General features: G+C 65.2%; 13 protein-coding genes. 9 read left to right on the top strand and 4 right to left on the bottom strand.

What is annotated here, in order from left to right; all coding sequences use genetic code 11:
• Positions 1–195: 195 nt before the first annotated feature.
• The 3 genes from G452_RS0101845 to G452_RS17650 form a co-directional block, all read right to left on the bottom strand.
• Positions 196–1,191, bottom strand: coding sequence for a tetratricopeptide repeat protein (locus G452_RS0101845; RefSeq protein WP_040368055.1), 996 nt, complete (start codon positions 1,189–1,191; stop codon positions 196–198).
• A 118-nt stretch (positions 1,192–1,309) separates the two neighbouring features.
• Complete coding sequence (locus G452_RS0101840; RefSeq protein ID WP_022660555.1) at positions 1,310–2,599, bottom strand: hypothetical protein; 1,290 nt, start codon at positions 2,597–2,599, stop codon at positions 1,310–1,312.
• Positions 2,600–2,692: 93 nt separating this feature from the next.
• Positions 2,693–3,055, bottom strand: coding sequence for a gamma-glutamylcyclotransferase family protein (locus G452_RS17650; RefSeq protein ID WP_022660554.1), 363 nt, complete (start codon positions 3,053–3,055; stop codon positions 2,693–2,695).
• 68 nt (positions 3,056–3,123) lie between these two features.
• Here G452_RS17650 and G452_RS0101830 point away from each other — a divergent pair, with 68 nt between their 5' ends.
• Both G452_RS0101830 and G452_RS0101825 read left to right on the top strand, forming a co-directional pair.
• Positions 3,124–5,103 (top strand): hydantoinase/oxoprolinase family protein, encoded by a 1,980-nt coding sequence (locus tag G452_RS0101830; protein ID WP_022660553.1) that lies wholly within the window; start codon positions 3,124–3,126, stop codon positions 5,101–5,103.
• 92 nt (positions 5,104–5,195) lie between these two features.
• The gene (locus tag G452_RS0101825; RefSeq protein WP_022660552.1) at positions 5,196–5,537 is read left to right on the top strand and encodes a hypothetical protein; all 342 of its coding nucleotides are present in this window, start codon (positions 5,196–5,198) and stop codon (positions 5,535–5,537) included.
• Between the two features lie 92 nt (positions 5,538–5,629).
• Here the strand turns inward: G452_RS0101825 and G452_RS0101820 are convergent, their stop codons facing one another.
• A complete protein-coding gene (locus tag G452_RS0101820) occupies positions 5,630–6,073 on the bottom strand; it encodes an RrF2 family transcriptional regulator (RefSeq protein WP_022660551.1) in 444 nt (147 codons plus the stop codon).
• 221 nt (positions 6,074–6,294) lie between these two features.
• Here G452_RS0101820 and G452_RS0101810 point away from each other — a divergent pair, with 221 nt between their 5' ends.
• The 7 genes from G452_RS0101810 to hmcE all read left to right on the top strand — a co-directional run bounded on the left by G452_RS0101810 (position 6,295) and on the right by hmcE (position 15,583).
• Positions 6,295–8,613 (top strand): PAS domain S-box protein, encoded by a 2,319-nt coding sequence (locus G452_RS0101810; protein WP_022660549.1) that lies wholly within the window; start codon positions 6,295–6,297, stop codon positions 8,611–8,613.
• Positions 8,614–8,615: 2 nt separating this feature from the next.
• Positions 8,616–9,752: a hybrid sensor histidine kinase/response regulator gene (locus G452_RS0101805; protein ID WP_040368090.1), complete on the top strand. Its 1,137-nt coding sequence runs from the start codon at positions 8,616–8,618 to the stop codon at positions 9,750–9,752.
• 1,000 nt (positions 9,753–10,752) lie between these two features.
• Entirely contained in the window at positions 10,753–12,438 is a 1,686-nt protein-coding gene (hmcA, locus tag G452_RS0101800; RefSeq protein ID WP_027188926.1) for a sulfate respiration complex hexadecaheme cytochrome HmcA, read from the top strand.
• A gap of 37 nt (positions 12,439–12,475) precedes the next feature.
• On the top strand, positions 12,476–13,555 hold the full coding sequence (gene hmcB / locus G452_RS0101795; protein ID WP_022660546.1) for a sulfate respiration complex iron-sulfur protein HmcB: 1,080 nt from the start codon (positions 12,476–12,478) through the stop codon (positions 13,553–13,555).
• Positions 13,555–14,718, top strand: coding sequence for a sulfate respiration complex protein HmcC (gene hmcC / locus G452_RS0101790; protein ID WP_022660545.1), 1,164 nt, complete (start codon positions 13,555–13,557; stop codon positions 14,716–14,718). The genes hmcB and hmcC overlap by 1 nt, the downstream gene beginning before the upstream one ends.
• A 10-nt stretch (positions 14,719–14,728) precedes the next feature.
• The gene (hmcD, locus tag G452_RS0101785) at positions 14,729–14,878 is read left to right on the top strand and encodes a sulfate respiration complex protein HmcD (protein WP_022660544.1); all 150 of its coding nucleotides are present in this window, start codon (positions 14,729–14,731) and stop codon (positions 14,876–14,878) included.
• A gap of 27 nt (positions 14,879–14,905) precedes the next feature.
• Positions 14,906–15,583 (top strand): sulfate respiration complex protein HmcE, encoded by a 678-nt coding sequence (hmcE, locus tag G452_RS0101780; RefSeq protein ID WP_022660543.1) that lies wholly within the window; start codon positions 14,906–14,908, stop codon positions 15,581–15,583.
• Positions 15,584–15,590 lie beyond the last annotated feature (7 nt).

The following is a 15,590-nucleotide window of genomic DNA, read 5'->3' as shown; positions in this document are numbered from 1 at the left end:
GCGCCGGAGCGCGGAACGCGCCCCGGCCTCGGCCGGGCGCACGCACTTGGCAAACGGCTCTTTCCGCCTTCTGCCAAGCTTATTAATCATCATTGTTCATCACTGTTCAAAATATCGTCTTGGTTGTGGGCAACGGCGTCATCCCGCTGCGGACCTGCGCCTGCGCGCGGTTTCACGCATTCTTCGGGCAGCGGCTCACCGCACGCCCTCCAGCCGACGGGCCAGCTCTTCCGCGTCCCGAATGCGCCCTGCGATGCGCTCCATGCCCTCGGCATAGAGACGCTTGGGGTCGAGGTCAAAGGCTCTATTATAATATGATTGCGCCTGGCGAAGGTTGTCCGCTGCTCCGCGCCGCTCCTGCTCCACTCCGAGATTGTACAGGGCCGGAGCGTTGCCGGGGTTCGCGGCCAGAGCCTGACGCCACAGCGCCGCTGCCGCGGCCCAGGAATCGTCGTCGGCCAGTTCCGCGCCCCGGCGCACCAGATCGCCCCCGTCCTCGTCCAGGGAGACGTGGACGGTGTATGCTTCGGGCAGAATGCGCCGCGCCAGTTCCGCTCCCACGGAGCAGGCCAGCTCGGACAGCACCTCGCACTCTCGGGGCATTTGTCGCAGGGGCAGGCAGTCGTCGTAGCGGTCGGAATCCTTGTCGTCGCAATCCACCCCGCCGTAGCGGCGCTCCAGGCTCTCGGATTCGCTCTCCTCGGCCAGCAGCCTGCTTCCGGACTCCACGCGCAGCCGCGCTTCCACGCGGGCCGAGCGGTCCACGTAGACGAAACGCCGCACGCGGCGCACGGGAACCTCTTCGGTGTACGTGCGGATCACGTTGCCCTGTCCGTCCCGTTCGGTGACGACGCGGGAAATCGTGTCGTGGAAATTTTGGTTCTCTTCGCCGCGCCGATCATGCAGGCCGCTGGAGACCTCCGCACGGACCACGGCCACCCCCGGCGAAGAGCCTTCCGTTCCCGGCGCGAGGGAAAACCGCTGCGATTCCGCGAGCCGCTCCCGGAAACACCGCCTGGCTTCCTCGCCGTAAGGACCGACGAAGTCGGCCACGGCCAGGGCGCGCACGCCCGGCAAGGGCACGGCGGCGGGACGCAGAGCGTCCATTCGTGCAGAAGGGCCGCATCCCTGCGCGATCAGCAGGGCGAACAACACGACGATGCTTGCGAGGAAGTTTGCAGGGAGGCGCATGTCCCTTCATACTCCCGGAACTGCGAGGAAATCAAGCCGAAGCGGCGGGAACGGCGAAGCAGCGGACAGAGGGGCGCTCCGGGAACCGCCAGACCAGGAGGCCTGACGGCGGAGGCGATCATATGCGCATGTCGCGCAACAGCCCGGAAAGGGCGGAGGCGGAGCCGAAGCTGCCGTATCTTGAGGAAGCGGCGTTGTAGGCTTCGCTGCCGAAGGCGTCCGCCTCCGCAGTCACGAAAAGTACCCGCGCGCCCGCCAGCGCGCCCAGGCTCGGATCGGCTTCCTGCGCCTCTGCGATCACCGCAGATTCCTCTTCAGCGGCCATGTCCGCGACATCCGGCAGAAGCGAATCCAGGCCCTGCTTCCCGTCTTCCTTTTTTTGCGGAGACTCCAGCCACATGTCGAACTCGATGCGCAGGCTGTGCACCCCGATGCCGTCCTTGAGCATGGACTCGGCATGGGCCGCCATCTCATCGGCGGAATCCTTGAGGGCCGTCATGGTATCCGAATCCCAAAGAGTGCCGTGCTTCACGAGGGAAGCGACGTCAGCCAAAAGATTTCCCGTCACTTCCGGCTCGTCGTCCTTCGTGTCCTGCCCGGCTCCGGCAAGCGCGGTATCGGGTTCCTTGCTTGTGGCGCCGGCCCGCAGCAGGGCGGCCCGCCCCTCGGTCGTACAAGAGCCCCTGCGATCGTCCGAGAGCAGCGCGTCCACGCCTTCCACGGTCGCCTGGGTCAACGCGCCGAGTCCATCGCCCCCGCCGAGCAGCGCTCCGCGCAGGGCTTCTTCCACCAGCTTGCCCCCTTCCTCGGCGCTTCGGGTCATCATGGCCGTGAAGTCGCCGCCGAAATTCATGCGCACATGTCCGAGACTGTGCTTGAGGCTCGCCTCGAACGCCTTGCCCGCCTGTTCCGCAAGCCCCTTGAAGCGCTCGGCATTGTCTTTGTTGAAGAGGTCGATGGAACCGGTCAGCAGTTTTTTTGCGTCGTCGAAGCGCTCGTCGTCCAATGCGGACTGAACCTTCTCCATCAGCTTGACCTGCTCCGGTGAATCCATGCTGAAGAACTGTTCCGAATCGTCGCCGGAGAGCAGCCGGGATTCCATTTTTCCGTCGTCGCCCAGCCCATAGAACACGGACATGGCTTCGCCCACGGCGTTGTCGAAGGCCTCGCGCAACGCTGCGCGGGTGAATACGCGGGAAACATGAATGCGGGTCAGCGTCGGCTGCTCCGTGTTCCGGACGTGCAGCGTCGGTTTCTTGGAACTCGAGGCGCCGTTGAGCAAATCCTTTACCGGGTTGCTCTCAGCGCCTGCATTTCCGGCCTGCCGCGCCGCCGCGCCCGGGCGCGCGGAAACCGCCGCCGAGGCGGAAAGGGAGCCAAGTTGGGTGATGGGTAGCGCCATGCCCATGATATCGGCTCTTCTATCGAAAATCTTTAGGTATCTTGAGAGATTTTCTCGTTTTCGCTGCGGATGGTCCCGCCGATTCCGGCTTGCGGGGATTCAGCCGTTCCACTCGCCCCGGTCCAGGGTGCCGAGGAACGGTCCCGGATGCAGATAGGTCCAGGCCTGGACGACTCCGCCCCGTTCCAGTTCCACGGCCAGCAACTCGCGACGGTATTCGCGCGGATGCTCCTCCAGGCGATCCAGCTTTTCCAGAATCGGAAAATCCACTTCGTAGACCTCGCCCTGGATCGGATAGAGCCGCAGCGTGCGCGAGGCGAACGGATATCCCGGCCCCGGATGCAGGGCGAAACGGCCGCAGGTCCGGCCCCTTCCGAGATATGCCGCGCCTTCGAGAAAGCAATGGTTGCGCAGCCCCCGCTTGAGCGTGCCGTAGACGAAGACCACCGTTTTCGGATACATGGAATCTCCCGGCTCCATCGCTGCGGAGCCCCTCCCCGTTTTATCCCAAAGCATGGAAGGAGAAAAGCGTGGCCATTGTCGGCGCGGACACGGGCGGCACCTTCACCGACCTCATCCTGCTCGAAAACGGAAAAATCCGGGTGCACAAGCTGCTTTCCACGCCCCACGACCCGGCCGAGGCCATCCTTGCGGGGCTGGACGCGCTGGACGCCGGGCTAGACGCGGACGTGGTCCACGGCTCCACCGTGGCCACCAATGCCGTGCTGGAGCGCAAGGGCGCGGTCACGGCCCTGGTCACCAATGCGGGCTTCGAGGACGTGCTGCTCATCGGCAGGCAGAACCGCACCGACCTCTACGACCTGCACTACCGCCGCTCTCCCGGCATCGTGCCGGAACATCTTCGTTTCGGGATTCCGGGCCGCGTCGCCTCCACGGGAGAAGAAGTCGAACCCTTTGACGACGACGCCGCGCGCCGCGCTGCCGAAGCCGTGCGCGAGAGCGGAGCCGAATCCGTTGCCGTCTGCCTGCTCTTTTCCTTTCTCGCCCCCGCCCATGAGCTTCGCATGGCCGAAATCCTGCGGGAGACCTGCCCCGGCGCGACCCTGTCCCTTTCCCACCGCGTCCTGGCCGAGTTCCGCGAATACGAGCGCACGGCCACGACCACGATCAACGCCTACGTCGCCCCCAGAATGAACCGCTATCTCGCCAATCTTCGCGCCGCCGTGCCTGCGGGGCTGCGGATCATGCAGTCCAACGGCGGGACAATCTCCGCTGCCACGGCCGCCGAGGAGCCCGTGCGCACGGTGCTTTCCGGCCCGGCGGGCGGGGTGGTCGGGGCGCTGGCAGTGGGCCGCGCCGCCGGGTTCGACCGGCTCATGACCTTCGACATGGGCGGCACCTCCACGGACGTGGCCCTGCTCGACAACGGCCTGCCCCTGGCGACCGGCACGACGCTCTCCGGCTACCCGGTGCGCACGCCCATGATCGACATCCACACCGTGGGCGCGGGGGGCGGCTCCATCGCCTCCCTGGACGCGGGCGGCTCCCTTGTGGTGGGGCCGCAGTCCGCGGGCGCCGATCCCGGCCCGGTCTGCTACGGCAAGGGCGGGCGCGTCACTGTCACGGACGCGAATCTCTTTCTCGGACGGCTTTCCGCCGAACATTTTCTCGGCGGGCGCATGCGCCTGGATGCGGAGCGAACGCGCCGGGCCGTGGAACGCATGGCCCGGGAGGCCGGACTCGCGCCAACAGCCCTGGCCGAAGGCATCCTCCAGGTGGCGGACTCGAACATGGAGCGCGCCCTGCGGGTCATCTCCGTGGAGCGGGGCTTCGACCCCGGCGAGTTCACCCTGCTTTCGTTCGGCGGCGCCGGAGGGCTGCACTGCTCGTCCCTGGCGCGCCTGCTGGGCGTGCCCCGCGTGCTCGTGCCGAACAATCCCGGCCTGCTTTCGGCCCTGGGCATGCTCATGGCGGACGTGGTCAAGGACTATTCGCTCACGGTCATGCACGACGCCGCGGACCTTGCTCCTGCCGCGCTGGAGCGCGCCTTTGCCCCGCTGGAGGCGCGCGCCCTGGACGAGATGGCCCTGGAAGGCTTCCAGGCCGGGCAGGTGCGCCTGGAACGCGCCCTGGACATGCGCTACGCCGGACAATCCTTCGAACTGACAACGCCTCTGGAACCGGATCGCGCCCCTGCGGAGACGTTCGCGGAGCTGCACGAACGCGCCTACGGCCACCGCATGACGGGCCGGGCCGTGCAGGTCGTGACCCTGCGCCTGCGCGCCGTGGGTCCGGCCGCAGTCGCCCCGCCCGCCCCGCGCCGGGAAGGCCCGCCAAAAGTGGCCGCCGCCGCGCGCAAGGGATTCGTCCAAGCCGTGTTCGAAGGGCGGGAGCACGAGACGCCGGTCCTGGACCGCGACCAGTTGCTGCCCGGCAACGCCTTTGCCGGCCCGGCCCTGGTCGTGGAATACAGCTCCACCGTCGCGGTTCCGCCCTGGGCGCGGGCGGAGGTGGACGCCTGCGGCAACCTGCTGCTGTTCGTTTCATGAAGTTGCAGAAATAATACTCTTCCGGTGTTGCGACAGGGGTCTTTCTGCCGTACCTTTCCGCAAATGAGTCTGAAAACCATCCGAGAGGCGGCATGGCGGCAAACTTTCAAGGAACGTATCAGATTGCCTACAAGGGCCAGTTCGGCAGCCGGACAGCCACGGTCCGCCTGAACGACGGCGCGATCTCCGGCATGGACACGGGCGGCGGAATCTGGAAGGGAAACTACCGCCGCAGCGGCAACAACCTCCACGTGGAAATGGCCGTGACCAATCCGGGGCTGGACGGCAAAGCCAGCGTGCTGGACGGCTATTCCGGCGAAGGAATCCGCAGGATCACCTTTGAGCTGCCCATCGACCTGAGCGAAGTCAAAGAGTTGGCCGTACGCACCAATCACGGCAGCTTGCAGGTCTTCCTGGAGCGCCTGGAAGGCTGAACGCAAGCCGCAAGACCATACGCGCGAAACGGCGCGGCTCCGCATGCGTTGCGGGACCGCGCCGTTCTCTTTCGCCCCGGTCGGGGTCTTTTTCAGGAATTCTGGCCGATGCCCCTTCCGGCCAGGCAGTTGGCCTGATCGTTGACGAGATCCGCGAAGCTGATGGAGTCCAGCTTTTCGAACATGGCCTCGCTGGCGATGCGCCAGAGCTTGCGGGTCAGGCAGTCCTCGCTGCGTTCGCACTTTTCCTTGCCGCGCACGCAGTACACCAGATGGCGATTGCCTTCGAGCACGCGCACCACCTCGCCCACGGAGATGTCCTCCGCGGCTCTGCCGAGCACGTGGCCGCCCTTGGGCCCCCTGCGGCTGGTGACCAGTCCGGCGTCACGCAGCTCCCGAATAAGTTTTTCCAGATACTTGACCGAAACCTTCTGACGCTTGGCAATGTCTCCGATGCGGACCGGGCCTTCGTCAGCGTGCTGGGCGATGTCCAAGACCATGCGCGTACCGTAGCGGCTTCTCGTCGTCAGCTTCATCACTCCTCCGTGCGCAACATTGTGGACCGCCGTATGCGCGTATCCCTCACAATCCCCGGCTTTCCATACCAAAGACCTCCCGTGATTGGAAGCAATCCCATCATCTTTTCCTCCTTGCACGGTGGAAAACACCTTTTGCATTCGGCACGTCTCTGATACTCTTGGGAATGATCCGCTCAGGCAGCACCCCACGGGGACGACGCGCCCGGAGGTAGATTCCCTTGCGCAGACTGTTCAGATTCTTCCGCCACAGCCTCTTCACCAAAGTGGTCTTCACCGCCGGGCTCGTATTGCTCCTGAGCATGGCCGTGGGCGCGTTCCTGGTCATCCGCTACCAGACCAACGACAGCATGGAGCACGTGCTCGACAGCGCCAGCCGCCTCTCGGACACCATCCGGCTCGGCTGCCGCTACGCCATGATGATCAACGCCCGCGACGACATCCAGAACATCATCAACGACACGGCCCGCCAGACGGACATCGAGCACATCCGCGTGCTGAACAAGCGCGGGGAAATCAAATTTTCCAGCCGCACCGACGAAATCGACAGGACCATCCCCGTGGACGACGAGGGCTGCGCCGTCTGCCACCGCACGGACCCGCCCCTGGTGGACGTGGACGTGCACGCGCGCAGCCGGGTCGTGGAGCTGGGCGGCCACCGCGCCCTGGCCGTGATGACCCCGGTCTACAACGAACCGGGCTGCTCGCCCGGTCCCTGCCACTTCCACCCCGAAGACAAGCAAGTGCTCGGCCTGCTGGACGTGACCTTCTCTCTGGAGAGCACGGACCGCAAGATCGCCGGTTTTTCCCAGCGCTCCTTCCTTCTGGCCGTGACCATCTTCGTCCTGACCTTCCTGGCCATGTACTTCTTCCTGCGCGCCTTCGTGAAGCAGCCCGTGACCAAGCTCATGGAACTGACCAGGCGCATCGCCAAGGGACAGGAACTGCCGCGCCTGACCGTGTCCCAGGACGACGAGGTCGGCGAGCTGGCCACCTCCATCGACCGCATGGGCCGCCAGATCCAGGCCAAGCACGCCGAGCTGGTGCGCCAGAAGGAGGAATACCAGAACCTCTTCGAGCTGGTGCCCTGCATCATCACCGTGCAGGACCGGGACTTCCGCCTGCTCAGCTACAACCAAGAATTCGCTGACAAGTTCGCGCCAGAACCAGGCCAGCACTGCTTCGAAGCCTACAAGGGACTCAGCGCCCCCTGCGAGGACTGCCCCGTGGCCCGCACCTTCGCCGACGGGAAGTCCCACGTCAGCGAGGAAAACGGCTACAGCCGCGACGGCTCCCGCAGCCACTGGATCGTGACCACGTCGCCCATCCGCGACAACGACGGCGAAATCGTGGCCGCCATGGAAATGTGCCTCGACATCACCCCGCGCAAGGAACTGGCCGAACAGCTGGAACGCTCCGAGGAGAAGTATCGGGCCATTTTCAACACCATTCCCAACCCGGTCTTCGTGCTCGACCCGGAAACCCTGGAAATCCTCGACTGCAACGAGGCCGTGCACGCCGTCTACGGCATTGCGAGGGAAAAGGCCCTGGCCATGTCCTTCGCCGACCTTTTCCTCGAAGAAGACAGGGAGATGTACGCGGAGAAGATCCGCGCCGCCCAGGTCATCCCCCAGGCGCGGCAGCGCGTCGGCGACCCGGACGCCCTGCCGCTCTATGTCTTCATCCGCGTTTCGCCGTCCGACTACCTCGGCCGCCGGGTGCTCCTCGTGACCACGTCGGACATCACCAAGCGCCTGGAAACCGAACAGCAGCTCATCCAGGCCAGCAAGATGGCCACGCTGGGCGAGATGGCCACGGGCGTGGCCCACGAGCTGAACCAGCCCCTGTCCGTGATCAAGACCGCGTCCAGCTTCTTCATGAACAAGATCCGCAAGCAGGAACCCATCCGCGAGGACATCCTCTTCACCATGGCCGAGGAGATCAACAGCCACGTGGACCGTGCGGCCAAGATCATCAACCACATGCGCGAATTCGGCCGCAAGCCGGAAATGACCCTGGAGCCCGTGGACGTGAACCGCGTGCTCCGGCGGGCCTTTGAAATCTTCTCCCAGCAGCTCAAGCTGCGGGAAATCGAGGTGGATTGGGATCTTGACGAAAACCTGCCCCTGATCCAGGGCGATTCCGGGCGGTTGGAGCAGGTCTTCATCAACCTGCTCATCAACGCCCGCGACGCCATAGAGGAGAAGTGGGACAAGCTGGAGCGCGTCAAGGGTTCCAAGCGCATCGCGCTTTCCTCGCGCACGGAGCGCGGCCGGGCCGTGGTCGAGGTGGCCGACACCGGACCGGGCATTCCCAAGGCCATTGCCGAACGCATTTTCGAGCCGTTCTTCACCACCAAGAAGGTCGGCAAGGGCACGGGCCTGGGCCTGTCCATCAGCTACGGCATTCTCAAGGATTGCGGCGGCGACATCCGCGTGGCCGCGCGCAAGGACTGGGGCGCGGTTTTCCTGCTCAGCTTTCCCCTGCCCGACCCGCAGGAACCCGACCTCGGCCAAGCCGGAAGCACGGTGAACGAGTGAACGTGCGCCCAAGGGATCCCCGCGTGCTGCTCGTGGACGACGAGGCAGGCATCCGAACCGTGGTCGGCCTGACCCTGCGCGACCAGGGCTACGACGTGTACGCCGCCTCCGACGCCGAGGAGGCTCTCGCGCTTTTCGAGGAGCACGCGCCGCCCGTGGTCGTCACGGACATCAAGATGCCCGGCATGGACGGCCTGGAGCTGCTCGCGGAGCTGAAGCGGCGCGATCCGGACGTGGAGGTCGTCATGGTCACCGGACACGGCGACATGGACCTGGCCGTCAAGAGCCTGCGCCGTCTCGCCGCCGACTTCCTGACCAAGCCCGTGAGCGAGGACGCCCTGGAGGTGGCCCTGGATCGCGCGTTCGAGCGCATCGCCCTGCGCGCGGAGCTGCGCGAACATACCGAACATCTGGAAGAGCTCGTCGAACGCAAAACCCGCGAACTGCTCGACGCCGAGCGCATGGCCGCCGTGGGCCAGACCGTGACGGACCTCTCCCACGCCATCAAGAACGTGGCTTCCGGCCTGGAAGGCGGACTCTTCGTGCTCGGCAAGGGCATCGAGCTGGACGAGCGCGAATATCTGCACCAGGGCTGGGACATGGTGCGCGGCAATGTGGAGAAAATCCGCAACCTCTCCCTGGATCTGCTCAACTATGCCCGTTTCGCGCGCATGGCTCCCCGCGCCTGCGACCCGGACGAGCCAGCCCGCGCCGCCGTCGAGGCGCTGCGCGACCGCGCCGAGGCGCTCGGCTCGCCCCTGCGCTTCGCCCCCGCCGCCGGACCGGAGCACGCGAACATCGACCCCGACGCCGTGGAACGGGCCTTGCTCAACCTGCTGGCCAACGCCCTGGACGCCCGCGAGGCGCGAGGCTCCGGCGAAATCTCCCTGCGCACCGAGCGCCTGCCCGCATCAGGCAACGCCCACGAGCGCATCGAGTACGTGGTCGAGGACACCTGCGGCGGCCTCTCCCCGGACGCGGTCCAGAACGCGTTCGCGGCGTTTCGCACCACCAAGCCTTCGGGCACCGGCATCGGGCTGATGACCGTGCGCAAGATCGCCGAGCAGCACGGCGGCGACGTCGCCCTGGAAAACAATCCGGGAAAGGGCGCGCGCTTCCGGCTCGCGCTCCCGGCCTAGACCCCAAACCGGAGCGAAGGCAAGAGCGAAAACTCTTCCCGGCCTTATCCCCTCAGTCCCTTCCCCACGAAGCTGCCGACTCATTCCTGTTCCGTCACACCCCATCCCCGCAACGTCGCATCGCTGGTTCTCCCTGCCTTCTTCCCTCCTTTTCCCGTCCCCTCGCTTGATCTCCGACGCAGCGGAGGCCCGGAGGGGATTTCGCAGGCGGGCGGTCCCTGCGGAACCCAGCGCAGCGGTTCCGCCTGGAGCGAGCGCCGAGAAATTCCGACGCGCCCCGCGCACGCCCTCAACCGACTCATTCCAGTTCTGTCACACTCCATCCCCGCATCGCCGCATTGATGGTTCTCCCTGCCTTCTTCCCTCCTTTTCCCGTCCCTTCGCCCGATCTCCGACGCAGCGGAGGCGCGGAGGGGATTTCGCAGGCGGGCGGTCCCTGCGGAACCCAGCGCAGCGGTTCCGCCTGGAGCGAGCGCCGAGAAATTCCGCCGCGCCCCGCGCACGCCCTCAACCGAATCATTCCAGTTCTGTCCCCCCCCATTTCCCCCTCTGCTTCCGGCCGATTCCGAACCGCATTCCCCGGTCCCTCAGGGCAAGATTTCGCCATGCAAAGCCGACAATCCGAATTCGTCTTAATTCTCGCGGCCATCAACGGTTTTTGGAGAAATCGATTCTCCGACACCATGATTCTAAAAGACAGCAGATTTCCGACCGATTAGGTTACGAACCTGCGCTTGTTCGCTCTTTCACAAAGAGCTGTCTTTTGAATCGTGATGGATTCAGGGTATTTACAGCGTAACCTGGGCCGTTTTCCGGCCTCGCAATCTCTTTCCTACTTGACTGGTATGAAATAATTCTATACCGCTCGCGGAGGAATTATTTCCGCGCAAGGCGGGAGCATGGCCGAAAGGCCGAACTTCACGATCAACCATCTGATATTTCTTACTTTTAAGAAAGCTCAGAGGGTTTGTTTGTTGAAACAACCTGAGGGACTGGGACTATGGAGAAACGGAAAACTTTTCTGCACTGTGCTGGATTCCTGATCCTGTTGGTCGCGCTCACCGGCGTCTGCGTGGTGGCCGGAGCGACCGAGCAGACAGGCCCGGACGCCGAACAGGCGCGCACGGACATGGTCAGGATCGACGCACTGGGAGCCCTGGGGGGGCTCGAACTCCCGGCCGTGACCTTCTATCACGACCGGCACACCGAAGCTCTGGCCAAGAACGGCAAGAGCTGTGACACCTGTCACAAGGTCAAGGACGGCAAGATGTCCACGAAGTACATGCGCTTCGAGGACAGCGACTTCGAGACCGTCAAGAACACTTACCACGACAACTGTTTTTCCTGCCACGCGGATCTGCGCGCCAAGGGCGAGAAGACCGGCCCCGTGGACGGCGAATGCCGCCGCTGCCACGACGCCAAGCCCGAGCCCGCCGCCCGCGTGACCGCCGGTTTCGACAACGTCCTGCACTTCCGCCACTGGGATTCCAAGCTCATCGCCGTGAAGGGCGACGAGCAGAACTGCGGCGCCTGCCACCACGTCTACGACGCCGCCGCCAAGGAAACCAAGTACGAGAAGGGCAAGGAATCCACCTGCCGCTCCTGCCATGAAGCCAAGCCCACGGAAGTGGACGGCGTCAAGGTCAGGGCTCTTTCCGAAGCCGCCCACGCCGCGTGTGTGTCCTGCCACCGCGAGCTCGCCGAGGCCAAGAAGGAGACCGGACCCCTGACCTGCGCCGGCTGCCACTCCGCCGAGGGCCAGGCCGAAACGGCCAAGCACGACGCCGAAGCCCTGCAGAAGGTCGGCGGGGAACTGCCGCGACTGCCCATGAAGCAGCCCGACACCGCCCTGCTCTTCCCGACCCCGGCCAAGGACGCCCAGCCCGATGCGCTGAAGACCGCCATGCCTCCGGTGGCCTTCGACCACCTCGCCCACGAGAAGCGCAACGACACCTGCCGCGCCTGCCACCACAAGGAAACCACGGCCTGCGGCACCTGCCACACCGTGACCGGCGACAAGAAAGGCGATTTCGTGACCCTGGACCAGGCCATGCACCAGCCCGACTCCGGGCGCAGCTGCATCGGCTGCCACCGCCAGGAGCAGGAAAAGCCCCAGTGCGCCGGCTGCCACGCGCAGATGAACACGGGCGCTCGTCCCGCCGACTCCACCTGCGCCTCCTGCCACAAGAAGCTGCCCGAGGGCGCGACCCTGCCCGCTGACGGCAAGATGGCCCCCGAGGCCAAGGCTTCCGTGGCCGCCATGATGCTCCAGACCGACAAGGCCGGCCGCACCGCCTGGGCCGTGGAAGACATCCCCGAGACGGTGAAGATCGACGGCATCTCCAAGCAGTACGCCGAAGCAGCGTTCCCGCACCGCAAGATCGTGCTCGCTCTGACCAAGGGCATGGAGAAGGACGGACTGGCCCAGGCCTTCCACGAAGGCGACAAGCTGGTCTGCCAGGGCTGCCACCACAACAGCCCGCTCTCGGCCACTCCGCCCAAGTGCGCGAGCTGCCACGCCAAGCCCTTTGACCCGGTCAATCCCGACCGTCCCGGCCTCAAGGCCGCCTACCACGGCCAGTGCATGGGCTGCCACAAGAGCATGGGCATGACGGTCCTGGAGAAGAACGGCCAGGAACAGTCCGCCACCTCCTGCGTTGTCTGCCACGACAAGAAAACCGACTAGCCGCGCTTCGGCTGGAGAACGATAGAGGAGCATGAGTATGAAACGCAGAACCTTCCTCGGGCTCATGGGCGCCACGGTCGCGAGCGCGGCCGTCGGGACAGGCGTCACCGCCACGCCCGCCGAGGCGGCGCATTTCGACGGCTACCCCGATGCCAAGGGCGTGCTGTTCGACGCCACCCGCTGCATCGGCTGCCGCCAGTGCGAGGCCGCCTGCAACAAGGTCAACAACCTGGCCAAGCCCGATACGCCCTTCGACGACCTCTCCGTCCTCGAGGAAAAACGCCGCCCCCACGCCGAGACCTTCACCGTGGTCAACAAGTTCCAGCCCGAAGGCTCGAACCTGCCGGTCTTCCTGAAGACCCAGTGCAACCACTGCCAGGAACCCGCCTGCGCCTCGGCCTGCTTCGTGCGCGCCTTCAAGAAGAACCCCGACGGCTCCGTGACCTACGACGCCAGCGTGTGCGTGGGCTGCCGCTATTGCATGATGGCCTGCCCGTTCAACATCCCGGCGTACACCTACGACGACCCCATCACCCCGGAAGTGCGCAAGTGCCACATGTGCCACCCGCACATCGCCGCGGGCGAGCGCACCGTGCCCGGCTGCGTCGAGGGCTGTCCCAAGGAGGCCCTGGTCTACGGCAAGCGCGACGAGCTGATCAAGATCGCCCGCGAGCGCATGGCCAAGAACCCCGGCAAGTACGTGGACGCCATCTACGGCGAGACGGAAATGGGCGGCACCAACTGGCTGTACATCTCCGGCGTTCCCTTCGAGGAACTGGGCATGCGCACCGATCTCGGCGTCAAGCCCGCCCCGGAAATGACCAAGGGCGCCCTGGCGGGCGTGGCCATGGTCGTGGGCCTCTGGCCCGTGCTGCTGACGGGCGTCTACGGCATGAGCAAGCTCAACGCCAAGGACGCCGACTCCGCCAAGAAGCAGGCCGTCGAGAACGCGCTCGCCGAGGCCGAGGCCAAGCACCAGGCCGCCATGAAGCAGGCCCAGGACAAGGCGGCCAAGGACAAGGAGGCCACCGTGGAGCGTGAAGTGAAGAAAGCCCTTGAAGAGGCCAAGAAGGCCGCCGAGGCCGAGCAGGCCGAGGACAAGGACGGGGAGGCCTAATGAGCACCGAAACCAAACAGAGCCTGATCACGCCGTTCAACGTGATCGCCTTCGTGATCTGTTCCGTGGGCCTGTACCTGACGGTGATGCGTTTCACCGGAGGTCTGGCCGCCGTGACCAACCTTGACGACAACAACCCCTGGGGCCTCTGGATCGGCTTCGACCTGCTCTGCGGCGTGGCCCTGGCCGCCGGCGGCTACGTGACCTCCTCGGCCGTGTACCTCTTCGGCCTGAAGAAGTACCACGGCGCGGTGCGCCCCGCGATTCTGACCGCGTTCCTGGGCTACGCCTTCGTGGTCTTCGCCCTGCACTTCGACGTGGGCCGTCCGCTGCGTCTGCCCTTCCCGCTGTTCGTGCAGTCCGGCCCGACCTCGGTCCTCTTCGAGATCGGCCTGTGCGTGTTCCTGTACCTCTCGGTGCTCTTCCTGGAGTTTTCCCCGGCCGCCCTGGAGTGGCTGGGCTTCAAGAAGCTGCGCAACCTGCTGCACAGCGCCACCATCGCCCTGACCATCATGGGCGTGGTGCTCTCCACCATGCACCAGAGCTCGCTCGGCGCGCTCTACCTGATCGCCCCCAGCAAGCTGCATCCGCTGTGGTATTCGGGCTACCTGCCGGTGTTCTTCTTCGTCTCCAGCACGGTGGCCGGCCTGTCCATGGTCATCTTCGAGGGTTCGCTCTCCCACCGCTGGCTGCACCACAAGATGGACGACCACTACCTGTCCGAGCACGACAACTTCGTGTTCAGCTTTGCCCGCGCCGCCTCCTGGGTGCTGCTCGGCTACTTCTTCATCAAGGTCTTCGGCATCGCCGCGGACAACAACTGGAAGTACCTGGCGACCCCCATGGGCAGCTGGTTCATGGTCGAAATGGGCGTTTTCGTGGCGCTGCCCTGCCTGCTCTACGCCATCGGCGCGCGCGAGCGGAACCTGGCCCTGTGCAAGTGGACCGCGCTCCTGGCCGTCCTCGGCATCGTGGTCAACCGCTTCAACGTCTCCATGGTCGCCTTCAACTGGCAGCTTCCCGCCGTCGAGCGGTACTTCCCCAGCTGGCAGGAAATCTGGATCTCCGCGTTCATCGTCACGCTGCTGATCCTGACCTTCCGCTTCATCACCACCCGGATGCCCATTTTCTACACGCATCCGGAATACAAGGACGAACACTAGGAGGGCCGCCATGGATCACGCATTTTACACGCTTCAGGACTTCCTGACCCATACCAAGGGCTCGGTCTACATCCTCATGGGACTGGCCCTGGCGGGCTTCGTCGGCTGGTGGCGCTTCCTGGTCGCCCGCGATCCGGAAAACCACAAGAACGTCAGATAAGCGGGCAGACCTGCAAGGAGTTTCGATATGTATGAACTGCTGACCGGACCACTGCTCTGGGCCTCCGTGCTGATCTGCCTGGGCGGCCTGATCTTCAGGGTGGTGTGGTACTTCAAGGGGTTGAGCTGGCAGCTCGACCGGGTGGCCTACACCGCCTACCCGACCTACGGCATGAAGGGCGCCCTGCGCTCCATCCTGTTCTGGCTGGTGCCCTTCGGCAACCACGGCTGGCGCGCCAAGCCCGGCTTCACGATCATGTTCTTCTGCTTCCACGTGGGACTGGTGGCCGTGCCCCTGTTCCTGGCCGGGCACGTCGTGCTGCTGCGCGAGGGGCTCGGCATCGGCTGGTGGCCGAGCATGCCCATGCCCGTGGCCGACTTCCTGACCCTGCTGATGCTCGCCGCCGCCGCGCTGATCGCCGTCCGGCGCATCGCCCTGCCCGAGGTGCGCATCATCACCACCCTGTATGACTACGTCCTGCTGCTGATCACCGTGGCGCCGTTCGTGACCGGCTACCTCGCCGTGCACCAGGCCGAGAACTACCAGTTCTGGCTCCTGGCCCACATCGTCTGCGGCGAAATCATGCTGGTGGCCATCCCCTTCACCAAGCTCTACCACGTCGTCGGATTCTTCCTGTCCCGGGCCCAGCTCGGCATGGACTTCGGCATCAAGCGTGGCGGCAAGAAGAAGAACTTCGCCTGGTAGGGCGGTA

The organism is Paucidesulfovibrio longus DSM 6739 (assembly GCF_000420485.1).
GTDB classification, from domain to species: domain Bacteria; phylum Desulfobacterota; class Desulfovibrionia; order Desulfovibrionales; family Desulfovibrionaceae; genus Paucidesulfovibrio; species Paucidesulfovibrio longus.
Note: the sequence above shows the minus strand (reverse complement) of the source record. Positions and strands in the feature narration are given on the sequence as shown.